Below are 23,271 nucleotides of genomic sequence, written 5' to 3' on the forward strand. Positions count from 1 at the left end.
TCAATGGTTTGATTTTTTATCAGGTTATATTTCTCTGGATTGGCAACGGATTATGTTCCCGCGTTACCCGTTATGCCGGTCTGCGGTAACACATTGTCACAGGTGTGCTACTCAACCGAGGTTACGCGCCTTCGCCACACGCGATCCACTTGCCCGTCCCAGCACCTGGCTGATCTGCTGGCCCGCGCCAATCAGGCGCTCCAGGTCTATACCCGTGTCGATCCCCAGCCCATTGAGCAGGTACACCACATCCTCGGTGGCGACGTTACCGCTCGCGCCCTTGGCATAAGGGCAGCCGCCGAGGCCCGCGATAGAGCTGTCGAATACCTGGATGCCTTCCAGCAGGCTGGCGTAGATGTTGGCGATCGCCTGGCCGTAGGTGTCATGGAAATGCCCTGCGAGCTTGTCGCGCGGCACTTGTGCGCCGACCACCTCGAACAGTCGGCGTGTCGCGCCCGCTGTGCCGGTGCCGATCGTGTCGCCCAGGGACACCTCATAGCAGCCCATGGCATACAGCTCGCGGGCGACAGCCGCCACCTGTTGCGCAGCAATATCCCCTTCGTAGGGGCAACCCAGCACACATGACACATACCCGCGCACGCTGATGCCGTGCTGCCGGGCCGCCGCCATGATCGGCGCAAACCGCTCCAGGCTCTCACTGATGGAGCAATTGATATTGCGCTGGGAAAACGCTTCAGACGCCGCTGCAAATACCGCGACTTCCTTGACCCCGGCCGCCAGTGCATCCTCAAAGCCGCGCAGGTTCGGCGCCAGCGCGCCATAGGTCACGCCAGGCTTGCGCTGGATCTGCGCGAACACCTCGGCGGAGCCGGCCATCTGCGGTACCCACTTGGGCGACACGAAACTGCCCACCTCGATATAGCCCAGGCCGGCGGCGCTCAAGGCGTCCACCAAGCGCACCTTGTCGGCGACGCTGATCGGTCGGGCTTCGTTCTGCAAACCGTCGCGTGGGCCGACTTCCACCAGGCGTACGTGTGAGGGGAGGGTCATGGCGGTTACCTTCTGGTCAATGGCCGGCCTGGCGCATGGTGTGTGCCAGGGCCTGGGTGCAGCGCTCTTCGGCGGTGTCCAGTTCCAGCTTCATTTGTTCGATATCCAGCAACTGTTGCTCAAGCTGCTCACGGCGCTCGGCGATCTTTGCCAGCATGCTGTTGAGTTGAATGTGGTTGCCGCTGGTGGGGTCATAGAGCTCGATCAACTCGCGGCATTCGGCCAGGGAAAAGCCGATGCGCTTGCCGCGCAGAATCAGCTTGAGGCTGACCTTGTCCCGCGCCGAGTAGATGCGCTCCTGGCCCCGGCGCTCGGGGGCCAGCAGGCCTTGCTCCTCATAGAAGCGAATGGCGCGGGTGGTGATATCGAGCTCGCGGGCGAGGTCGGAGATGCTGTAGGTGGTGCTCATGGCGGTGCTCGAGAAAGTCCTGGGGCTAAGCTAATGGCAGGTTGACGTGAACGTCAAGGGCTCCCTTGCTGGTGCTCCATTATCCAATGTGGGAGGGGCGGTGCGACGATTCGACTTGCCCTCGATGGCGGCCTCTGGGCCGACCGGGCTTTTGTGTCGATCCCGGTCCAAATGTGGGAGGGGGCTTGCCCCCGATGGCGGCCTCTGGGCCGACCGGGCTGTTGTGTCGATCCCGGTGCAAATGTGGGAGGGGGCTTGCCCCCGATGGCGGCCTCAGAGCCGACCAGGATGTTGGATTGGACCGAGTACATATCCGTTTCTGCGGTCATGGCTGCTATCGGTTCCGCTTTTACAGCGGGTTACTTTTGGAAAAGAGCCCCAAAAGTAACCAAAAAGGCTCTTGCCCCACCACTCGGCACCTCGCTTAGGCTCGGTGTGCCCGAACGCAGGCTTGAATCCGTGGGCCGCCGCCACGCGCCATCCATGGCGCGGGGCGGCTAACCCGGCGTCCTGCCGGGTTGCCCACGGATTCAAGCCTGCGTTCGGCCAGCGTGGTTTAACGGGGCGCCCAGGATCAAAAGCAGATCAAGATCAAGATCAAGAGCGGCTCGCTTCGCATCGTGGTTAGCGGTGGGCGCTATAGCGTTATGGTCATCGGGGGCAAGCCCCCTACACTGGGGCCTCCTGCAACCTCAGGCCTGTTGCTTATCCAGCTTCTTCTCGTGGGCAGTAACTTGCTGGCACAACTCGATCATCTGTTCGCGCATCCAGCGGTTCGCCGGGTCCTGGTCGGTGCTTTCATGCCAGTACAAATGGGTTTCCACCGGCGGCACATCATTGACCGGCAGGTTGAACCAGTGCAGCTCATGGCGACGGGCGAAGCGTTCGGGCACGGTCATGACCATGTCGGTCTGCTGCAATACTTGCGAAGCCATCAGATAGTGCTGGGAGCGCAGGGCGATCTTGCGCTGGATGCCCATCTTGCCCAGGGCCAGGTCGACATGCCCCAGGCCGTTGCGGCGACTGGAAATATGGATATGGGTCAGCGACAGGTAGTCATCCAGGGTGAATTTGTCCTTGCCCGCCATCGGGTGGCCCTTGCGCATGGCGCACACGTAGCGGTCTTCCATCAGCTTGACGTGGCGCACTTGCGGGTCGGTGTTGAGCGGCGCATCCACGGCGAAATCCAGGCGCCCGGCGGCCAGTTCCTTGGTGGTTTCGCGGCGTTTGGACAGGAAGCTCTCGATGACCACCGTCGGCGCCAGTCGGCGCAGGCGTTGGAACAGCAGCGGTAAAATCACCGCTTCGGTCAGGTCGGTCATGCTGATGCGATAGGTCTTGGCCGCCTGTTGCGGGTTGAAAATCCGGCTCTCCTGTACGGAAACCCGCAGCAACGACAACGCGTTGCGCACCGGGCCGATGATGTTCTGCGCCATCGGCGTGGGCACCATGCCCTGGGCGGTGCGCACGAACAGCGGGTCGTTGAACGTCTCGCGCAGGCGTGCCAGAGCGTTGGACACTGCCGGCTGGGTGATACCGACAATCTGCCCGGCACGGGTGAGGTTGGCTTCGGTGTAGATTGCGTCGAAGACGATAAAGAGGTTGAGGTCGACCTTGCTCAGATTCATGTGGATTGCGCTCTTATTATCAGGGGGCGATTTTTTATGTCTTCCGACGCCAATCATATATCGGTGATGAATGTTAATACACGCCGAGAATAGGCTAGGTAAATTATCAACGCTGTTCTAGCATCGATTGCATGACCTAAACAACCTCTCAGAGAAGGGAGCCGCTCATGGATTTCGCCTATTCGCCCAAGGTTCAGGAACTGCGTGAACGCGTCACCGCATTCATGGACGCTTACGTCTACCCGGCCGAGCCGGTGTTCGAGCGCCAGGTCAGCGAAGGTGACCGCTGGCAGCCCACTGCCATCATGGACGAGCTCAAAGCCAAGGCTAAAGCCGAGGGGTTGTGGAACCTGTTTCTGCCGCAATCCGAGCTGGGCGCCGGCCTGACTAATCTCGAATACGCGCCACTGGCCGAAATCATGGGCCGCTCATTGCTGGGCCCGGAACCGTTCAACTGCTCCGCCCCCGACACCGGCAATATGGAAGTGCTGGTGCGTTACGCCAATGAAGAGCAGAAACAGCGCTGGCTCGAGCCGCTGTTGCGCGGCGAGATTCGTTCAGCCTTCGCCATGACCGAACCGGATGTGGCCTCCTCGGACGCCACCAACATGGCCGCCCGCGCCGAACGCCAAGGCGATGAGTGGGTGATCAACGGCAAGAAGTGGTGGACCTCCGGCGCCTGCGATCCGCGTTGCAAGATCCTGATCTTCATGGGCCTGAGCAACCCGGATGCGCCACGCCACCAGCAGCACTCGATGATCCTGGTGCCGGTGGATGCGCCCGGCGTCAAAATCCTGCGCCCGCTGCCGGTGTTCGGCTACGACGATGCGCCACACGGCCACGCCGAAGTGCTGTTCGACAACGTACGCGTGCCTTACGAAAACGTGCTGTTGGGTGAGGGGCGCGGGTTTGAGATTGCCCAGGGCCGGCTTGGCCCGGGCCGTATCCACCACTGCATGCGCTCCATCGGCATGGCCGAGCGCGCGCTGGAATTGATGTGCAAACGCTCGGTCAGTCGCAGCGCCTTCGGCAAGCCGCTGGCCCGCCTGGGGGGCAATATCGACAAGATCGCCGACTCGCGCATGGAAATCGACATGGCGCGGCTGCTGACCCTGAAAGCGGCGTACATGATGGACACGGTCGGCAATAAAGTCGCCAAAAGCGAAATCGCCCAGATCAAGGTGGTTGCGCCCAACGTGGCACTGAAAGTGATCGACCGCGCCATCCAGATTCATGGCGGTGCCGGTGTGTCCAATGACTTCCCGCTGGCCTATATGTACGCCATGCAGCGCACCCTGCGCCTGGCCGACGGCCCGGATGAAGTGCACCGTGCGGCGATCGGCAAGTTCGAGATTGGCAAGTATGTGCCCAGGGAGCTGATGCGCGGCGGGCAGTGAGACCGCGTCGCCCGCTATCGGCGGCAAGCCACCTCCCACACTTGGATGTGTGAATACAGTCAAAATGTGGGAGGGGGCTTGCCCCCGATGAGGCCGGATCGAACAACCCAAAAAAACCAGCCTCAGTACACCCAAACCTCCACCCGCCGATTCTTGATCCGCCCTTCATCTGCCGTATTCGCCGCCACCGGCATCTGCGCGCCGAACCCGCGAATATCGCGCAATATCACGCCGCTTTTCACCAACTCCCGGCGCACCGCCATGGCCCGCAACTTGGACAGCAAGGCCGCCCGCTGCGGATCATTCTTGGCATCGCCAAACCCCACCAACGTCACTTGCTTGTGCAGTTTGCCGTGGCTTTTCAGGTAGGCCACCACCCGCTGTACATCCTGGCGCGCCTTGTTGTCCAGGCTGGCGCTGCCTTCCTCGAAACGAAAATTCACCGTCAGGCGCTGGGCGTTGCGCACGATTGCCTGATAATCCGCGGGCATCGAGGCGCGTGGCGTCACGCCGATCGCCTGCACGTGCTGAGCGATAAAGCCGTTGGCCGCGACGATTGCCTGGCCCTGGCTGCTTTGGGCAAAATCCACCAATGCCTTGGCCCAGGGGTTATGCGTCGCCGGCGGCAGGTAAAAGTACAGGCGCCGGGACAGCGGGTAATCCTCGGTGGCGATCAGGCTGTTCAGTGGCAGCATCGGTTGCGAGTCGCCATCGACAATGGCCACTGCCTTGGCTTGGCGCACGTAGGGCAGCCCGATAAAACCGATGCCTTGAGGGTCCTGGCTGACCGCATCGGACAGCGCTTCACTGGACTCGAAACGCCGGGCCGAGGCGACCAGCGGTTTGTCGCGGCGGTTCAGCACCAGTTCCTTGAAGGTGTCATAGGTGCCGGACCGGTCGTCGCGGGCGTACACCTGAATGGCGCCGCCAATGCCGCCCAGTGCTTCCCAGGTGCTGATCTGGCCATTGAAGATCTGCGCCAGTTGCTCGGTGTCCAGCGTATTGAGCGGGTTGCGGGGGTTGAGGATGATTGCCACGCCATCGATGGCGATCACCTGTTCGGCTTCCGGGCTTTTCAGGTCGCCCAGGGTTTGCAGGTCGACCCGTTCGGTGTCTTTGATCGGGCGCGACGATGCGGCAAGGTCGGCACTGTGGTTTTTCAGCGCGGCAAATCCTGTACTGGAACCGTGGGCGGCTACGTCGATGCTCACGGTTTTACCCTGACGGGTCTTGCCGATCACGTGCTGTTCATTGGCGCCCTCGGCGGGTTCAATGTACACGCCTTGCAAACCCTGGCGCTCCATCAACCCCTTGACCAGGGCCGGGCCCAACCCCGCGCCGATAGTGTTGGAACCCTGGAGGCGCAATGCCGGGCCTTGATCGGGAAGCGGAAGAGGGGCCGACACAGCGAAAAACGGGAAAAGCGTCAGCATTAACAGAACGCGCAGCCTCATGCCGGCACCTTTTTGCGCCAAAGGAAGTGCTGCGAGATTAAGTCAGTTGGATTGCAAACATATGACCGATACACCACAGATCAAACGGTGGGAGGCGGCGGCTTGCCCTGGCCCTCTGTAGGAGCGAGCTCGCTCGCGAAAAAATCACAGGCACCCGGTTCATTCAGAAAGCACGCGTTATCGTTGACGTTTTTCGCGAGCAAGCCCCCTCCCACAGTTGACCGAGTAGTGTCAGGGAATTAACTCAATTCCAACCAGATCGGCGCATGGTCCGACGGCTTTTCCAATGCCCGCAAATCATAATCGACGCCGGCATCCTTGACCCGTGGGAGCAAGCCATTGGACGCCATGATCACGTCGATGCGCAGGCCGCGCTTGGGCTCGTCCTCAAAGCCACGGCTACGGTAATCGAACCAGCTGAAACGGTCGGTCACCTCAGGGTTCAAGTGCCGGAAGCTGTCCACCAGGCCCCAGTTTTTCAGGCGGGCCATCCATTCGCGTTCTTCCGGCAGGAAACTGCACTTGCCGGTTTTCAGCCAGCGTTTGGCGTTGTCGGCACCGATGCCGATGTCGCAGTCTTGCGGGGAGATATTCACGTCGCCCATCACCACCAGTGCCTGCTCATTGCTGAAGCGGCTTTCCAGCAGCTGCTGCAGGTCTTCATAGAAGCGCTGTTTGGCCGGGAACTTGGTGGGGTGGTCGCGGCTTTCGCCCTGGGGGAAGTAGCCGTTCATGATGATGACCGGGTTGCCGCTCTCGTCGGCGAAGGTGCCCCAGATAAACCGGCGCTGGGCGTCTTCTTCATCGGTGGCAAAACCCTTGTGCACACTCAACGCTTCTTTGCGCGAGAGCAGGGCCACGCCGTAGTGGCCTTTCTGGCCGTGGTAATACACGTGGTAGCCCAGCGCCTGGACTTCGGCCAGCGGGAACTGGTCGTCGTGGACCTTGGTTTCCTGCAGGCCAATCACATCCGGCTGGTGTTTTTCAATCAGCGCCGCCAGCTGATGGGGGCGGGCACGCAGCCCGTTGATATTGAAGGAGACGATTTTCATGGTCGGCGGTCCAGTCTGGCAAAAGGGCGATGCTAGCCGACAAGTCGGACGGGGGCCAGCGTGGCAGTAGGACGCGTGCGCTGCTAATGTCTGGGAACGACTGGCGCTGCGCAGGTTCGTACCCATAAGAGCGCCATCTTTTTGAATGGCGTCCAGGAGATTGATTGTTATGCCTGACACCTCGACGGCCGCTGCCGAGATTCGCGTGCTCAACAGCGGTTATTCCCGCGAAGCGCGTTCCCTGTTGTACCAGGCCTACCGTCACGAACCGACCTTCGCCTACATCTTCGAAGCCGAGCGGCCAGGTTATGAACAGCGGGTACGCGCTACGGTGCGGGAACTGGTCAAGCAGCATTTTTTCCAGAAACTTCCAGCCATTGGCCTGTTCGTCAACGATCGTTTGATCGGCGTCGCCCTCATCGCGCCGCCGCAGCGGCGCCTGGGCATCACCGAGAGCTGGGCCTGGCAGATCCGCATGTGGTTGAGCACCGGTGTGCGCGGTACGCGGCGTTATCTGGAGTACCATCAGGCCGTGCTGGCGTGCCTGCCCGGTGAGTCGGTGCACGTGTTGCCGTTGCTGGGCATTCACCCGCAGTTGCAAGGTCACCACTATGGCGAACAATTGCTCGAAGCGGTTCACAACTGGTGCGCCGAAGACCCGCACTCATCGGGCGTGGTGCTCGACACGGGCAATTCCCGTTACCTGGATTTCTATAAGCGCCAGGGCTATGAGGAAATCGGTGAAATTGCCGTAGGACCTGTCCTGGAGCATGTGTTTTTTCATCCCAATCCCCAGGCGTTAACTGCTGCAACGACTTGAGACAGAATTATTCAGATAAATCCGGGTTCAAAGTTCCTCTCTCGCTCGTGTAGCATCCGCGCCTATGAAGTTTCCAGGAAGATTTACCAGCGGCTTGGTTCTGCTGTTCACAAGCTGCGGCGCATTGGCGCAAAGCGAACTGGACGTGCGGATCAAACCCTCAAATGACGCGCTGAAAGCCAACATCGAAGGCTACATCGGCGGGGTTGGCGATCGTGACGAAGAAGCCCTGCTGCGCTTCAGCCGCGGTGCCGAAGAGCAGGCGCGCAAAGCGGCCCAGGCGCTGGGCTTCTATCAGCCACTGATCGCCAGCGATGTGAAGGGCGGCAAGAACCCGCGCCTGATCCTGACCATCGACCCCGGCGAGCCGGTGCATCTGCGCAACGTTACCCTGCGGGTCGATGGCCCGGCGGCGAGCCTCAAGGCATTTCGCGTGCCCGCCAGTGACGATCTCAAGCCCGGCGCGGTGCTCAATCACGGCCATTACGATGACGCCAAGCGCCTGATCCAGAACCAGGCGTCGCGCTACGGCTTTTTCAGTGGGCGTTTCACCCGCCAGACACTCTCCGTCGACCCCCAGGCGGGTGTCGCCGATATCGAACTGGTTTACGACAGCGGCCCACGCTACAGCATGGGCAAGGTCAGCTTCACCGGCGACACGCCGTTCGATGAAGAACTGCTGCAACGCATGGTGCCCTTTGACAGTGGCACTCCTTACGACTCCGAACTGATCGCCGAACTGAACCAGAACCTGCAAGCCAGTGGCTTCTTCGAAAGCGTGCGGGTGGACGCCAGCCCCACTGCCTCGACCAATGACGTGATTCCGGTGGCCGTGCAACTGGACACGCGCAAGCCACGCACCATGGGCCTGGGCCTGGGGTTCTCGACGGACGTCGGCCCGCGGGGCAAGGCCAACTGGACGCGCCACTGGGTCAATCCCCAGGGCCACAGTTATGGCTGGGAAGCCGAGTTGTCGGCGCCGCGACAGAACGTCGGCCTGTGGTACGACATTCCGCTCGACCCTCCGCTCACCGACAAATTGCGCTTCGCCGGTGGCTATCAGAATGAAGAGATCGCCAACACCGACACCTTGAGCAAGCTGCTCACCCTCGGCCCCGAATGGCACAGCAAGTTGCCTAGCGGCTGGACCCGGGTCATCTCGCTCAAATACCAGCGTGAAGAGTATCGCCTGGGCAATGACTCGGGCCTGAGTAACCTGGTGATGCCGGGCATCAGCTACTCCTACCTGCGCAGCGACAACCGCATCGATCCGCATAACGGCTATCGCCTGATGTTCGACAGCAAAGTCGCCAAGGAAGGGCTCGGTTCCGACACCAACCTGCTGTATGGCACCGCCACGATCAAGGGCTTGACCACCTTGTGGGATAACCACCGGTTCCTGGGCCGCGCGCAAGTGGGCGGCAGTGCCACCAATGGCTACAAGTCGGTGCCGCCGTCGCTGCGCTTCTTTGCCGGTGGCGACCAGAGCGTGCGCGGTTATGAATACCAGACCCTGTCGCCGGAAAACGACCGTGGCGACCGCATCGGCGGCCGCTACATGGTGGCGCTGAGCGCCGAATACCAGTATTCCATCACCGAGAAATGGCGGGTCGCGACCTTTATCGACCAGGGCAACTCGTTCAACACCCTGGATATGCCCAGTCTGAAAACCGGCGTGGGGGTGGGTGTGCGCTGGGTCTCGCCCGTGGGCCCGATCCGCCTCGATTTGGCCCATGCCCTGGAAGATCCGGGCGGCATTCGATTGCACTTTTCCATGGGGCCTGAGCTGTGATGCGCGGTTTGAAAATAGCGGGGCTGGCATTGATTGCCGTCCTCGCGCTGTTGCTGTTGACGCTGTGGACGCTGCTCGGTACCCAGGCAGGCAGTCGCTGGGTTCTGGGCCAGGTGCCGGGCCTGAGCGTGGAGAATTTTCACGGACGCCTGGGCGGGCGATGGAGCGCCGACCACGTGCTGTGGCAACAGGACGGCAGCCGCGTCGAACTCAAGGCGCCGACGCTTGACTGGTCGCCGGGTTGCCTGTTGCGCATGACCTTGTGCATCGACCAGTTGGATGTGGACCAGGTCAGCCTGGCGTTCGCACCCAGCACCGAAGAAAGCAGCAGCGGGCCGATCCAACTGCCCGAACTGAAGCTGCCGGTTGCCATCCAACTGGGCGATGTTCGCATCGCCAGCCTGCTGTTCAACGGCAGCGAAGAACTCAAGGGCCTGCAACTGGCGGCGCACTGGACCGCCGCCGGCCTGCAGATCGACGCTGTTCATTTGCAGCGCGACGACCTGGTGCTGGACCTCGCCGGCCTGCTGCAACCCACCGGCGATTGGCCGCTCAATGCCACCGGCACGCTCAGCTTGCCCTACGCGCCGGGCGGCGCACCCTGGACCGTCGCGCTGAAGATCGACGGAGACCTGCTCAAAACCCTCAAGCTCGACGCCGACAGCAGCGGTTACCTGCCAGCCAAGCTCAGCGGCGAGCTGCAACCGTTGGCGGAAAACCTGCCGGCGCAGTTGCGCATCACCTCCGAGGCGTTCAAGCCCAGCGCCGATCTGCCCGACACCTTGCAACTCAACCAATTGGACCTGAGCGCCAAGGGTGACCTTAAAGAGGGTTATCAGTTGCTGGGCAAGGCGGTATTACCGGCGGAAAAAGGCCCGGTGGATTTACTGCTGCAAGGCAAGGTCGACGCCAAGGGCGCGCAGATCGCCGGCCTCGACCTGAACGCCGGCGACAAGCAAAGCCTCACGCTCAGCGCCAACCTGGATTGGCAACAAGGCTTGCGCGCCGACGCCAGAATCGACTGGCTGGACTTTCCCTGGCACCGCCTCTATCCGCTGATCGACGAACCGCAGGTGGCCTTGCGCACCTTCAATGGTGAGGTTTCCTACAAGGACGGCAACTACCTGGGCAACCTCAAGGCCGACCTCGACGGCCCGGCGGGCGCATTCACAGTGGTCACGCCCTTCAGCGGCGACCTCAAGCAGATCTTCCTGCCCGAACTGAAACTGAGCGCAGGTCAAGGTAAGGCCGAGGGCCATCTGAACGTACAGTTTGCCGACGGTATCGCCTGGGACACCGCGCTGGACCTGTCGGCATTGAACCCGGCGTACTGGGTCGCCGAATTGCCCGGCACCCTGGCCGGGCCGCTGCGCAGCACAGGCGAATTCAAGAACGAGCAACTCAAGCTCAACGCCGACCTCGACCTCAAAGGCCGCCTGCGCGGGCAGACCGCCGTGTTTGCGGCCAAGGCCGAAGGCGCGGGGCAGCAATGGACCCTCGCCAACCTGGACATCCGCCTGGGCGACAACCGCATCAACGGCAGCGGCAGCCTGCAGCAACGCCTGGCCGGGCAGATCGACATCAAGCTGGCGCGCCTGGCCCAGCTCTGGCCGCAATTGCGCGGGCAGGTCAATGGCCGCCTCGATGTTGCCGGTACCTTGAAGGCGCCCCAAGGCGCGCTCGACCTCAAAGGCCAGCAACTGGCATTGGCCGATAACCGCCTGCAAAGTCTCAACCTCGACGCGACACTGGACAGCGCCCAGCGCGCCAGCATCCACCTCAAGGGCAGCGGCATCCAAAGCGGCGAGACCCAGGTCGGCACACTCACCGCCAGCGCCCAGGGCGATATCAAGAACCAGAAGGTTCAGGTGGAGCTGGCCGGACCGTTGCTCAAACTGGCCCTGGCGCTGGATGGCAACCTCGACGCAGGCAACTGGCGTGGGCGCCTGGCCAGCGGTGACGTACAAGCCGGTGGCCAGGACTGGCGGCTGCAGGCCCCGGCGAAAATCGAGCGCCTGGCCGACGGCAGGCTGACCTTCGCCGCGCACTGCTGGGTGTCTGGTGGTGCCAGCCTGTGTGGCGAAGACCAGCGCCTGATGCCTGAGCCGAAGCTGCGCTACCACCTCAAGCAATTCCCAATCGACAGTCTTGCGGCGTTCCTGCCCAAAGACTTCGCCTGGCAGGGCAGGCTCAATGCCGACGTACAACTCGACCTGCCGGCCAGCGGCCCGAAGGGCGTGGTCTCGGTGGACGCCGGGGGCGGCAACCTGCGTGTCAGGGACAAGGGCCAGTGGCTGGATTTCCCCTACGATACCCTCAAGCTGGAAACCACCCTGAACCCCAAGCGCATCGACACCCAACTGAATTTCCGTGGCGGCAAGTTGGGCGAGTTGTTGTTGCAGGCGCAGATCAACCCGTTGCCGGCCAGCAAGCCGATCACCGGCAATTTCAGCCTCACCGGCCTGGACCTCGCCGTGGCGCGACCCTTTGTGCCGATGGTTGAAAAGCTCAACGGCAAGCTCAACGGCAATGGCCGCATCTCCGGCGGGTTGCTCGCGCCCCTGGTCAACGGCAACGTGAACCTGGTGGACGGTGAAGTCTCAGGGCCTGAACTGCCCATCAGCCTCGAGGGCCTGAACCTACAGGCGCAGATCGCCGGCGAAAGCGTGCAGTTGAACGGCGGCTGGCACAGCGGCAAGGCCGGGCAGGGCAGCCTCAAGGGCCAGATCGACTGGGGCCGCGCCCTGGTGGTCGACCTCAGCCTCAAGGGCTCGCAACTGCCGGTCAGCGTGGAACCCTATGCCAAGCTGGAAGTGGCCCCCGACCTCAAGATCAGCCTCAAGGACGACAAGCTGGCGATCGCCGGCAAGGTGCACATCCCGCGCGGCGATATCACCGTGCGCGAGCTGCCGCCCTCGACGGTCAAGGTCTCCGATGACACGGTGATCGTCGGCAGCCAGACCGAAGAAGGCAAACCGCCGATGGCCATGGCTATGGATATCGATGTGGAAGTGGGTGAAGACCAACTCAACTTCGCCGGCTTCGGCCTCACCGCCAAAGTGCAGGGCCACGTGCATATCGGCGACAACATGGACACCCGCGGCGAACTGTGGCTCAACGACGGCCGCTACCGCGCCTACGGCCAGCGCCTCAACGTGCGCCGTGCACGGCTGTTGTTTGCCGGGCCGTTGGACCAGCCGTTCCTGGACATCGAAGCTGTCCGTGTAGTGGTCGAATCGTCCCGAACCGTGACCGCCGGTATTCGCCTGAGCGGCAGCGCCGAACAACCGACCACGCAGATTTTCTCAGAGCCCGCCATGGCTCAGGAGGACGCGCTGTCCTATCTGGTGCTGGGACGTTCGCGCACCAACAACGGTGAAGACAACAACATGCTTGCCGAAGCCGCCCTGGGCCTGGGCCTGATGGGCAGCGCTGGGGTGACCTCGGACATCGCCAATAAATTGGGCATCCAGGATTTCGACCTGGATACCCAAGGCACCGGCAACAGCACTGCGGTGGTGGCCAGCGGCAAGATCAACGACAAACTCAGCCTGCGTTACGGCGTAGGGGTGTTCGAACCGGCCAATACCATTGCCTTGCGCTATCTGTTGAGCAAGAAGGTGTACCTGGAGGTGGCCACAGGCGTGGCGAGCTCCCTGGATATCTTCTACAAGCGCGACTTCTAAGCCCAACTGGGTCAAATGTGGGAGGGGGCTTGCCCCCGATAGCGGTTCTTCAGTCAGCTAATCTGTAGCTGACCCACTGCTATCGGGGGCAAGCCCCCTCCCACATTGGTTCTTTATTTCACTCAAGCTTTTGGTCAGTTACCAAGCAACCTAACTGTTCCATTTGACATTCGCTGCCTAAGCAGTAATATCGCGTCACACATTCACTGCCTAGGCAGTAATAAGGTGACTTTCGATGCCCCACTTCACCCCCGACAACTTTCACAACTGCCATCTCGGCCTGTTGCTGGGCCGCGCTGCGATCCTCAAGGACCGCATCATCGACACTCATATGGAACCCCACGGCATCACCGCCGCGCAGTTCAAGGTGTTGATCATCATGGCCCAGTTCGGCGTCGACACCCCGGCCGAGCTGTGCCGCCACTTGTCCCTGGACAGCGGTTCGATGACGCGCATGCTCGACCGGCTGGAACAGAAAGACTTGCTCAGCCGCAAACGTTCCGAGCTGGACCGCCGCCAGGTGCAGTTGGTGCTGACCGCCGATGGCCAGCGCCTGGCGGACATGTTGCCGCACATCGGCGCCCAGGCCCTCAATCAACTGGCCGGCGTCCTTGAGTCGGGCGAGCTGGAAACCCTGGAACGGATCCTCAAGAAAATTCTGATCGCTGCGGGTGACCCCATCACGATCCAGCGGGTAGGTAAACAATGAACACACGCGCACTCAGCCTGGTGCTGGCGGCGATGACGCTGGCCGGTTGTGCCAACTACAGCGGCCTCGACACCCAGGGCCGACGCCTGGACGCCAACGCCCTGCAAACCGGCAAATCCTTGAGCGGCGTGACGCTGTCGGATGCCGCCTGGCCCAGCGCCGACTGGTGGAAAGGCCTTAGCGACCCACAGCTCGACAGGCTGATCCAGGAAGCGCTGCAAAACAGCCCCGACATGCAAGTCGCCAGCGCCCGTGCCCATCAGGCCGAAGCTGCGGCCTATGCCGCCAACGCCGCGCGCCTGCCCACCGTGGATGCCAGTGCCGGTGTCAGCCGTTCGCGGCTGGCCAGGGACCAGGACCCGCGCGGGGAGGGCGATGCCTACTCGACCGTGCGCAACATTGGCGCCAGTTTCAATTACAACTTCGACCTGTGGGGCGGCCAACGCGCTGCCTGGGAAGCCGCCCTGGGTCAGGCCCGCGCCGCCGAAGTCGATCAGCAGGCCGCCCGCCTGACGCTGGCTGCCAACGTGGCCAAGGCCTACAGCGACCTGGGCCAGGCGCACATCGTGCGTGACCTGGCCGAGGATGACCTCAAGCGCACCCGACAGATGCTCGACCTGAGCCAGCGCCGGCTGAGCTCCGGTATCGACAGCGAGTACCAGTACCAGCAGACCGAAAGCCTGGAAGCCAGCTCCCAGTCGCAGTTGATCGATGCGGAAAAACAACTGCAAAGCGCCAGGATCGCCCTCGCCGTATTGCTCGGCAAAGGCCCCGACCGTGGCAACGAGCTGGCCCGCCCGGCGGTGCTCAAACCCGCCGCCGTCGCCGTGCCTTCCGTGTTGCCCGCCGAGTTGCTCGGCCGGCGGCCGGACCTGGTCGCCGCCCGTTGGCGGGTGGAGGCTGCGAGCAAGGACATCGCCGCCAGCAAGACCCGCTTCTACCCCAACCTCAACCTGAGCGCGAGCGCCGGCGCCGAGTCGTTGCTGGGGGACGCGATGTTTGGTTCGGCCAGTCGTTTCTTCAACATTGCACCGACCGTGTCGCTGCCGATCTTCGACGGTGGCCGCCTGCGCGCCGACCTCGACGCCCGCGACGCCGATTACGACCTGGCCGTGGCCCAGTACAACAAGACCCTGGTGCAGGCCCTGGGTGATATCGGTACCACCCTGTCGCAATTGCGCGACACCGGGCGGCAGATCAAGGCCCAGCAACACGCCGCCGACATCGCCCAGCAGTCCTACGACACCGGGGTGCAGCGCTACAGCTCCGGCATCGGTAATTACCTGGATGTGCTCAGCATCGAGCAGCAATTGCTGCAGGCCCAGCGTCAGTTGGCGGCCTTGAATGCTGCGCAGATCGATCTGTCGATTCAATTGATGCAGGCCCTGGGTGGCGGGTTCGACGCCAACAACGTGGCCGCGACCACCCCAGCCACCCGCACGGAATAATTTGAGGTATTTGTCATGGCCACTGCCGACAGCAACAACGCAACTGAACAACCCAAAGACAACAACCCGCGCAAACGCAAAGTCATGCTGATCGGCCTGGCGCTGATCGTCATTCTCGGTGTCGTCGGCGTATGGGCCTGGTACGAGCTTTACGGGCGCTTCAACGAAAGCACCGACGACGCCTATGTGAACGGCAACGTGGTGGAAATCACCCCGCTGGTCACCGGCACCGTGGTCAGCATCGGCGCCGACGATGGCGATCTGGTCCACGAAGGCCAGGTGCTGGTCAACTTCGATCCCAACGACGCCGCCGTCGGCCTGCAAAGTGCCCAGGCCAACCTGGCGCGCACGGTGCGCCAGGTGCGTGGTTTGTACAGCAACGTCGATGGTATGAAAGCCCAGGTCAACGCGCAGAAAGCCGACGTGCAGACGGCCCAGGACAACTACAACCGACGCAAGACCCTGGCGCAGGGCGGCGCGATTTCCCTGGAAGAACTGTCCCACGCCCGTGACAGCCTGACCGCCGCCAGGAACGCCTTGACCAACCTTGAGCAGCAACTCAAGACCACCAACGCCCTGGTGGATGACACGGTGATTTCGTCCCACCCGGATGTGCAAGCCGCCGCCGCGCAACTGCGCCAGGCTTACCTGACCAATGCGCGCAGCACCTTGATTGCACCCGTCACCGGCTATGTGGCCAAGCGCACCGTGCAGTTGGGCCAGCGCGTCCAGCCGGGTACCGCGCTGATGGCGGTGATTCCGCTGGACCAGCTGTGGATCGATGCCAATTTCAAGGAAACCCAACTGCGTGATATGCGCATCGGCCAGCCGGTGGACATCGAGTCGGACATCTACGGCAGCGACGTGAAGTACAGCGGCACCGTCGACAGCCTCGGCGCCGGCACCGGCAGCGCGTTCGCCCTGTTGCCCGCGCAGAACGCCACCGGCAACTGGATCAAGATCGTGCAGCGCGTACCGGTGCGCATCCACATCAACGCCGAGGAACTGGCCAAGCACCCGCTGCGCGTGGGTTTGAGCACCGTGGTCAATGTAGACCTGCACGACCAGAGCGGCCCGGTCCTGGCGCAACAGCCGCCGCAGAAGGCCTCGTTCACCACCAACGTGTATGACCGCCAACTCGCCGAGGCCGATGCCATGATCAACCAGTTGATCCATGACAACAGCGTCGCCGCTCCCAAGGCTGCGCAACGCTGATGAGCAATAACGCCTCGTTCACGCCACCCAGCCTGTTGATGGCCACTATCGGGCTGTCGCTGGCGACCTTCATGCAGGTGCTCGACACCACCATCGCCAACGTGGCGTTGCCGACCATTTCCGGCAACCTGGGCGTGAGTTCGGAGCAGGGCACCTGGGTCATTACTTCGTTTGCGGTGAGCAACGCCATTGCCTTGCCGCTCACCGGTTGGTTGAGCCGGCGCTTCGGCGAGGTGAAGCTGTTCCTGTGGGCGACCATGCTGTTTGTGCTGGCGTCGTTCCTGTGCGGTATTTCCACCTCGATGCCCGAGTTGATCGGCTTTCGCGTGCTGCAGGGGCTTGTGGCGGGGCCGTTGTACCCGATGACCCAGACGCTGCTGATCGCGGTCTACCCACCGGCCAGGCGCGGCATGGCCCTGGCGCTGCTGGCGATGGTCACGGTGGTGGCGCCGATTGCGGGACCGATCCTCGGCGGCTGGATCACCGACAGCTACAGCTGGCCGTGGATCTTCTTCATCAACGTGCCTATCGGCATTTTTGCGGTGATGGTGGTGCGTGCGCAGTTGAAGAAACGTCCGGTGGTCACCAGCTACCAGCCGATGGACTATGTGGGGTTGTTGAGCCTGATCGTCGGTGTCGGCGCCTTGCAGATCATCCTCGACAAGGGCAATGACCTGGATTGGTTCGAGTCCAACTTCATCATTATCGGTGCGGTGATCTCGGCGATTGCCCTGGCGGTGTTCGTGATCTGGGAGATGACCGACAAGCACCCGGTAGTGAATCTGCGCCTGTTCGCCTACCGCAACTTCCGCATCGGCACCATCGTGCTGATCCTGGGGTACGCGGGCTTTTTCGGGATCAACCTGATCCTGCCGCAATGGCTGCAGACCCAGATGGGCTACACCGCGACCTGGGCGGGACTCGCGGTGGCGCCGATCGGTATCCTGCCGGTGCTGATGTCGCCGTTCGTGGGCAAGTACGCGAACAAGTTCGACCTGCGCCTGCTGGCGGGCCTGGCGTTCCTGGCGATTGGCTTGAGCTGTTTCATGCGCGCGGGGTTCACCAACGAAGTGGACTTTACCCATATCGCCCTGGTGCAACTGTTCATGGGCATCGGCGTGGCGCTGTTCTTCATGCCGACCCTGAGCATCCTGATGTCCGACCTGCCGCCCCAGCAGATTGCCGACGGCGCGGGCCTGGCGACTTTCCTGCGCACCTTGGGTGGCAGCTTTGCGGCGTCGCTGACCACCTGGATCTGGATCCGCCGGGCCGACCAGCACCATGCCTACATGAGCGAGAACATGACCACCTACGACTCGGCGACCCGCGACGCCTTGCAGGCGCTCGGAGGGGCAGGGCACAAGGCGTATGCGCAACTGGACCAGATCCTCACCAGCCAGGCCTACATGATGTCCACCGTGGACTACTTCACGTTGCTGGGGTGGATGTTCATGGGCTTGATGCTGCTGGTGTGGCTGGCCAAGCCACCGTTTACCGCGAAGGCGGGGCCTGCGGCTTCGGGGCACTGACTGCCTTGGGCTGAAATGCAATCAACTTTGGGAGGGGGCTTGCCCCCGATAGCGATGGGTCAGGCACAGATGCATCAACTGGCACTCCCTCATCGGGGGCAAGCCCCCTCCCACATAGGGCACAAGGCGTATGCGCAACTGGACCAGATCCTCACCAGCCAGGCCTACATGATGTCCACCGTGGACTACTTCACGTTGCTGGGGTGGATGTTCATGGGCTTGATGCTGCTGGTGTGGCTGGCCAAGCCACCGTTTACCGCGAAGGCAGGGCCTGCGGCTTCGGGGCACTGACTGCCCAGGGCTGAAATGCAATCAACTGTGGGAGGGGGCTTGCCCCCGATAGCGATGGGTCAGGCACAGATGCATCAACTGACACTCCCTCATCGGGGGCAAGCCCCCTCCCACAGTTGATGTGTGTTGTCAGGTATCAAGCGCCAGGCAAAGCCAACTGTGGATTGACGAAGTCAAACGCCGCCAGTTGAAAGCCTTGCTCATCCACCTGCAACGCCCAGCCTTGCTTGTCCCAATCCCCCAACACAATACGCTTGGCCGCCTGGTCACCAATCTGCAACTTATGAATGGCGGGGCGGTGCGTATGGCCGTGGACCAGGGTGCGCACGCCGAAGTGCTGCATCACCCGCGGCACTTCGTCGGGGGTGACATCGACAATGTCGTTGGCCTTCATGCGCGTCTGTGCACGGCTCTCGCTGCGCAGCTTTCGCGCCAGCTTATAGCGTGTGCCCAGAGGCAGGTTGCGCAGGATAAACAGCACAATCGGGTTACGCAGGATGCGCCGCAGCTTCATATAGCCGAGGTCACGGGTGCAGAGGCTGTCGCCGTGCATCAGCAGCACGGGTTCGCCGTAGAAGTGCACGACGCTCGGGTCCTTGAGCAGGCTGGCGCCTGCGGCTTTGCAGAACGCCTTGCCGATCAGGAAGTCGCGGTTGCCGTGCATGATGAAAATCGCAGTGCCGCTGTCGCTCAGTTCGCGCAGCGCGTCACAGATAGAACGCTGGAACGGTGTCATCCCATCGTCGCCAATCCAGGCTTCGAAGAAGTCCCCCAGAATGTACAACGCCTGGGCGCCACGGGCGCGGCCGTGGAGCAGATCCAGAAACGCCCGGGTGATGTCCGGGCGCTCCTCTTCCAGATGCAAGTCTGAAATCAGCAATATCACCCAACGATCTCGGCTTTCTCGACGATCACGTCTTCGGCTGGAACGTCCTGGTGACCGGCCTTGGACGTGGTGGACACGCCTTTGATCTTGTCGACAACGTCCTGGCCTTCGGTGACTTTACCGAACACCGCGTAACCCCAGCCCTGCACATTCTTGCCGCTGTGGTTGAGGAAGGCGTTGTCGGCCACGTTGATGAAGAACTGCGCGGAGGCCGAATGCGGCTCCATGGTACGGGCCATGGCGACGGTGTACTTGTCGTTGGAGAGGCCGTTGTCCGCTTCGTTCTGGATGCTCGGGCGCTTGTCTTTCTTCTCTTTCATGCCTGGCTCGAAACCGCCGCCCTGGATCATGAAGTTGCCGATGACACGGTGGAAAACGGTGTTTTCGTAGTGGCCGGCGTTGACGTACTCGATAAAGTTGGCAACGGTGATCGGCGCTTTCTCGGCGTTCAACTCGATGACGATGTCACCGTGGTTGGTGGTCAGTTTGACTTGAGTCATGTTCACTACTCTTTTCAGGGAATTCGTGGGTTTGAGTGCCTCGGGCACCTTACCTGTCTGGCTTAAACGACGGCCAAGGCGCGCAGTTTAGCGTGCCCTGCAGGAATTTCGAGGTGGTTTTTTAACGCCCCGGCCATAAAAGCAGTAATTAAACAGCAGTTTTTGGTCCCAGCCTGTCAGTGTCTTGACTGCATCGGCTATTATGAGCCCTTTGTTTTATCTGGCCCCACCTGGCCACGAACCTGTCTGTTCAAGGATCCTATGAGCAAGCCCACTGTCGACCCTACCCCGAATGCCAAGGCCGGACCTGCCGTCCCGGTCAATTTCCTGCGCCCGATCATCCAGGCGGACCTGGATTCGGGCAAGCACACGCAGATCGTCACCCGTTTCCCGCCAGAGCCCAACGGCTACCTGCACATCGGTCACGCCAAGTCGATCTGTGTGAACTTCGGTCTGGCCCAGGAATTCGGTGGCGTCACGCACTTGCGTTTCGACGACACCAACCCGGCCAAGGAAGACCAGGAATACATCGACGCCATCGAAAGCGACATCAAGTGGCTGGGCTTCGAATGGTCCGGTGAAGTGCGCTATGCGTCCAAGTATTTCGACCAGTTGTTCGACTGGGCCGTCGAGCTGATCAAGGCCGGCAAGGCCTACGTCGACGACCTCACCCCGGAACAAGCCAAGGAATACCGTGGCACGCTGACCGAGCCAGGCAAGAACAGCCCGTTCCGCGACCGTTCGGTGGAAGAGAACCTCGACTGGTTCGCCCGCATGCGCGCCGGTGAATTCCCGGACGGCGCCCGCGTACTGCGCGCCAAGATCGACATGGCCTCGCCGAACATGAACCTGCGCGACCCGATCATGTACCGCATCCGCCACGCCCATCACCACCAGACCGGCGACAAGTGGTGCATCTACCCGAACTACGACTTCACCCACGGTCAGTCGGACGCCATCGAAGGCATCACCCACTCCATCTGCACCCTGGAGTTCGAAAGCCATCGCCCGCTGTACGAGTGGTTCCTCGACAGCCTGCCGGTACCAGCGCACCCGCGCCAGTACGAATTCAGCCGTCTGAACCTGAACTACACCATCACCAGCAAGCGCAAGCTCAAGCAACTGGTTGATGAAAAGCACGTGCATGGCTGGGACGACCCGCGCATGTCGACCCTGTCGGGCTTCCGCCGTCGCGGCTACACCCCGGCCTCGATCCGCAATTTCTGCGACATGGTCGGCACCAACCGTTCCGACGGCGTGGTCGACTTCGGCATGCTCGAATTCAGCATCCGCCAGGACCTCGACGCGAACGCCCCGCGCGCCATGTGCGTGCTGCGTCCGTTGAAGGTTGTGATCACCAACTACCCGGAAGACAAGGTCGAGCACCTCGAACTGCCGCGTCATCCGCAAAAAGAAGAACTCGGCGTGCGCAAGCTACCGTTCGCCCGTGAAATCTACATCGACCGCGATGACTTCATGGAAGAGCCGCCAAAAGGCTACAAGCGCCTGGAGCCGAACGGCGAAGTGCGCCTGCGTGGCAGCTACGTGATCCGTGCCGATGAAGCGATCAAGGACGCCGATGGCAACATCGTCGAACTGCGCTGCTCGTACGACCCGGACACCCTCGGCAAGAACCCTGAAGGCCGCAAGGTCAAGGGCGTGGTCCACTGGGTGCCGGCCGCTGCCAGCATCGAGTGCGAAGTGCGCTTGTACGATCGTCTGTTCCGCTCGCCGAATCCTGAAAAGGCCGAAGACAGCGCCAGTTTCCTCGACAACATCAACCCTGACTCCCTGCAAGTACTCACCGGTTGTCGTGCCGAGCCATCGCTTGGCGACGCACAGCCGGAAGACCGTTTCCAGTTCGAGCGCGAAGGTTACTTCTGCGCGGATATCAAGGACTCGAAACCGGGCGCGCCGGTATTCAACCGTACCGTGACCTTGCGTGATTCGTGGGGCCAGTGATTCTGTTTAAGGAACTGTCGTGCTAACGATCTACAACACACTCAGCAAGACCAAAGAAGTCTTCAAGCCGCTGGATGGCAACAAGGTGCGCATGTACGTGTGCGGCATGACCGTGTACGACTACTGCCACATCGGCCACGGCCGCAGCATGGTTGCCTTCGACCTGGTGACCCGCTGGTTGCGCTTCAGCGGCTATGACTTGACCTATGTGCGCAACATCACCGACATCGACGACAAGATCATCAACCGCGCCAATGAAAACGGCGAGTCGTTCGACGCGCTGACCGAGCGCATGATCGCCGCGATGCACGAGGATGAGGCGCGCCTCAACATCCTCAAGCCGGACATGGAACCGCGCGCCACGGACCACATTCCTGGCATGCACGCGATGATCCAGGCCCTGATCGACAAGGGTTACGCCTACGCCCCCGGCAATGGCGACGTGTACTACCGTGTCGCCAAGTTCATGGGCTACGGCAAGCTGTCGCGCAAGAAAATCGAAGACCTGCGCATCGGCGCACGCATCGAAGTCGACGAAGCCAAGCAGGACCCGCTTGACTTCGTGCTGTGGAAAGCCACCAAGCCGGGCGAGCCCAGCTGGGAATCGCCGTGGGGCGCGGGGCGTCCGGGCTGGCACATCGAATGCTCGGTGATGTCCACCTGCTGCCTGGGCGAGACCTTCGACATTCATGGCGGCGGCAGCGACCTGGAATTTCCGCACCACGAAAACGAAATCGCCCAGAGCGAAGCCGCCACCGGCAAGACCTACGCCAACGCCTGGATGCACTGCGGCATGATCCGCATCAATGGCGAGAAGATGTCCAAGTCCTTGAACAACTTCTTCACCATCCGCGACGTGCTGGAAAAGTACCATCCGGAAGTGGTGCGTTACCTGCTGGTGTCCAGCCATTACCGCAGCGCCATCAACTACTCGGAAGACAACCTCAAGGATGCCAAAGGCGCCCTGGAGCGCTTCTACCATGCGTTGAAGGGCCTGCCCGCCGTTGCCCCGGCTGGCGGCGAAGCCTTCGTGGCCCGCTTTACCGAAGTGATGAACGACGACTTCGGCACACCCGAAGCCTGCGCAGTGCTGTTCGAAATGGTGCGCGAAATCAACCGCCTGCGCGAGACAGATATCGACGCAGCGGCAGGTTTGGCGGCACGCTTGAAAGAGCTGGCCAGCGTGCTGGGCGTGCTGCAGATGGAAGCCGACGACTTCCTGCAGGCCGGCGCTGAAGGGCGTGTGGATGCGGCGCAGGTGGATGCATTGATCCAGGCGCGTCTGGCTGCGCGGGCTGGTAAAGACTGGGCGGAATCCGACCGTATCCGCGACCAACTGACTGCGATGGGTGTGGTCCTGGAAGACGGCAAGGGTGGCACGACCTGGCGGTTGGCTGATCAGGCCTGACTGTTAACCCGATCCAAATGTGGGAGGGGGCTTGCCCCCGATGGCGGTGTGTCAGTTACAGCTGTATCAACTGA

Annotated in this window: 17 protein-coding genes and 1 pseudogene; 11 read left to right on the forward strand and 7 right to left on the reverse strand. The window is 61.9% G+C overall.

Annotation, left to right across the window (positions count from 1 at the left end; genetic code table 11):
- Positions 1 to 111: 111 nt before the first annotated feature.
- The 3 genes from PspCFBP13528_RS11165 to PspCFBP13528_RS11185 all read right to left on the reverse strand — a co-directional run bounded on the left by PspCFBP13528_RS11165 (position 112) and on the right by PspCFBP13528_RS11185 (position 3,048).
- Positions 112 to 1,011 carry a hydroxymethylglutaryl-CoA lyase gene (locus PspCFBP13528_RS11165; protein WP_137200220.1) on the reverse strand — a complete coding sequence of 300 codons (900 nt, stop codon included), beginning with the start codon at positions 1,009 to 1,011 and terminating at the stop codon, positions 112 to 114.
- Between the two features lie 16 nt (positions 1,012 to 1,027).
- Positions 1,028 to 1,420, reverse strand: coding sequence for a MerR family DNA-binding transcriptional regulator (locus PspCFBP13528_RS11170; RefSeq protein ID WP_057721728.1), 393 nt, complete (start codon positions 1,418 to 1,420; stop codon positions 1,028 to 1,030).
- A gap of 692 nt (positions 1,421 to 2,112) precedes the next feature.
- Positions 2,113 to 3,048 (reverse strand): LysR family transcriptional regulator, encoded by a 936-nt coding sequence (locus PspCFBP13528_RS11185; RefSeq protein WP_027606275.1) that lies wholly within the window; start codon positions 3,046 to 3,048, stop codon positions 2,113 to 2,115.
- A gap of 167 nt (positions 3,049 to 3,215) precedes the next feature.
- On the opposite strand from PspCFBP13528_RS11185, the gene PspCFBP13528_RS11190 reads away from it, so the two are divergent.
- Entirely contained in the window at positions 3,216 to 4,445 is a 1,230-nt protein-coding gene (locus PspCFBP13528_RS11190) for an acyl-CoA dehydrogenase (protein ID WP_065953085.1), read from the forward strand.
- 122 nt (positions 4,446 to 4,567) lie between these two features.
- On the opposite strand, the gene PspCFBP13528_RS11195 is transcribed toward PspCFBP13528_RS11190, so the two are convergent.
- Together PspCFBP13528_RS11195 and xthA are read right to left on the reverse strand one after the other, a co-directional pair.
- The gene (locus PspCFBP13528_RS11195; protein WP_137200221.1) at positions 4,568 to 5,899 is read right to left on the reverse strand and encodes a phosphate ABC transporter substrate-binding/OmpA family protein; all 1,332 of its coding nucleotides are present in this window, start codon (positions 5,897 to 5,899) and stop codon (positions 4,568 to 4,570) included.
- 239 nt (positions 5,900 to 6,138) lie between these two features.
- Complete coding sequence (gene xthA / locus PspCFBP13528_RS11200; RefSeq protein WP_065953087.1) at positions 6,139 to 6,951, reverse strand: exodeoxyribonuclease III; 813 nt, start codon at positions 6,949 to 6,951, stop codon at positions 6,139 to 6,141.
- 169 nt (positions 6,952 to 7,120) lie between these two features.
- Here xthA and PspCFBP13528_RS11205 point away from each other — a divergent pair, with 169 nt between their 5' ends.
- The 8 genes and pseudogenes from PspCFBP13528_RS11205 to PspCFBP13528_RS11240 all read left to right on the forward strand — a co-directional run.
- On the forward strand, positions 7,121 to 7,771 hold the full coding sequence (locus PspCFBP13528_RS11205; RefSeq protein WP_065953088.1) for a GNAT family N-acetyltransferase: 651 nt from the start codon (positions 7,121 to 7,123) through the stop codon (positions 7,769 to 7,771).
- A gap of 64 nt (positions 7,772 to 7,835) precedes the next feature.
- Positions 7,836 to 9,563, forward strand: coding sequence for an autotransporter assembly complex family protein (locus tag PspCFBP13528_RS11210; RefSeq protein ID WP_065953089.1), 1,728 nt, complete (start codon positions 7,836 to 7,838; stop codon positions 9,561 to 9,563).
- The gene (locus PspCFBP13528_RS11215) at positions 9,563 to 13,249 is read left to right on the forward strand and encodes a translocation/assembly module TamB domain-containing protein (RefSeq protein WP_178084429.1); all 3,687 of its coding nucleotides are present in this window, start codon (positions 9,563 to 9,565) and stop codon (positions 13,247 to 13,249) included. The genes PspCFBP13528_RS11210 and PspCFBP13528_RS11215 overlap by 1 nt, the downstream gene beginning before the upstream one ends.
- Before the next feature lie 235 nt (positions 13,250 to 13,484).
- Positions 13,485 to 13,958, forward strand: coding sequence for a MarR family transcriptional regulator (locus tag PspCFBP13528_RS11220; protein ID WP_065953091.1), 474 nt, complete (start codon positions 13,485 to 13,487; stop codon positions 13,956 to 13,958).
- Positions 13,955 to 15,406 (forward strand): efflux transporter outer membrane subunit, encoded by a 1,452-nt coding sequence (locus tag PspCFBP13528_RS11225; protein ID WP_137200223.1) that lies wholly within the window; start codon positions 13,955 to 13,957, stop codon positions 15,404 to 15,406. Before PspCFBP13528_RS11220 ends, PspCFBP13528_RS11225 begins: the two co-directional genes overlap by 4 nt.
- A 15-nt stretch (positions 15,407 to 15,421) precedes the next feature.
- Positions 15,422 to 16,621, forward strand: coding sequence for an efflux RND transporter periplasmic adaptor subunit (locus tag PspCFBP13528_RS11230; protein ID WP_101220091.1), 1,200 nt, complete (start codon positions 15,422 to 15,424; stop codon positions 16,619 to 16,621).
- The gene (locus PspCFBP13528_RS11235) at positions 16,621 to 18,150 is read left to right on the forward strand and encodes a DHA2 family efflux MFS transporter permease subunit (RefSeq protein ID WP_065953094.1); all 1,530 of its coding nucleotides are present in this window, start codon (positions 16,621 to 16,623) and stop codon (positions 18,148 to 18,150) included. Before PspCFBP13528_RS11230 ends, PspCFBP13528_RS11235 begins: the two co-directional genes overlap by 1 nt.
- A 123-nt stretch (positions 18,151 to 18,273) precedes the next feature.
- Positions 18,274 to 18,441 (forward strand): annotated as a pseudogene (locus PspCFBP13528_RS11240) (MFS transporter); the annotation flags it as partial.
- 136 nt (positions 18,442 to 18,577) lie between these two features.
- Here the strand turns inward: PspCFBP13528_RS11240 and lpxH are convergent.
- Both lpxH and PspCFBP13528_RS11250 read right to left on the reverse strand, forming a co-directional pair.
- On the reverse strand, positions 18,578 to 19,327 hold the full coding sequence (gene lpxH, locus PspCFBP13528_RS11245; protein ID WP_137200224.1) for a UDP-2,3-diacylglucosamine diphosphatase: 750 nt from the start codon (positions 19,325 to 19,327) through the stop codon (positions 18,578 to 18,580).
- Positions 19,324 to 19,827 (reverse strand): peptidylprolyl isomerase, encoded by a 504-nt coding sequence (locus PspCFBP13528_RS11250; protein WP_057721741.1) that lies wholly within the window; start codon positions 19,825 to 19,827, stop codon positions 19,324 to 19,326. Before PspCFBP13528_RS11250 ends, lpxH begins: the two co-directional genes overlap by 4 nt.
- Before the next feature lie 261 nt (positions 19,828 to 20,088).
- On the opposite strand from PspCFBP13528_RS11250, the gene PspCFBP13528_RS11255 reads away from it, so the two are divergent.
- Positions 20,089 to 21,789, forward strand: coding sequence for a glutamine--tRNA ligase/YqeY domain fusion protein (locus PspCFBP13528_RS11255; RefSeq protein ID WP_137200225.1), 1,701 nt, complete (start codon positions 20,089 to 20,091; stop codon positions 21,787 to 21,789).
- 19 nt (positions 21,790 to 21,808) lie between these two features.
- Positions 21,809 to 23,197, forward strand: a complete 1,389-nt coding sequence (cysS, locus tag PspCFBP13528_RS11260; RefSeq protein ID WP_137200226.1) for a cysteine--tRNA ligase — start codon at positions 21,809 to 21,811, stop codon at positions 23,195 to 23,197.
- The last annotated feature ends 74 nt before the right edge of the window (positions 23,198 to 23,271 follow it).

Source organism: Pseudomonas sp. CFBP13528 (genome assembly GCF_005233615.1).
GTDB lineage: Bacteria > Pseudomonadota > Gammaproteobacteria > Pseudomonadales > Pseudomonadaceae > Aquipseudomonas > Aquipseudomonas fluorescens_AM.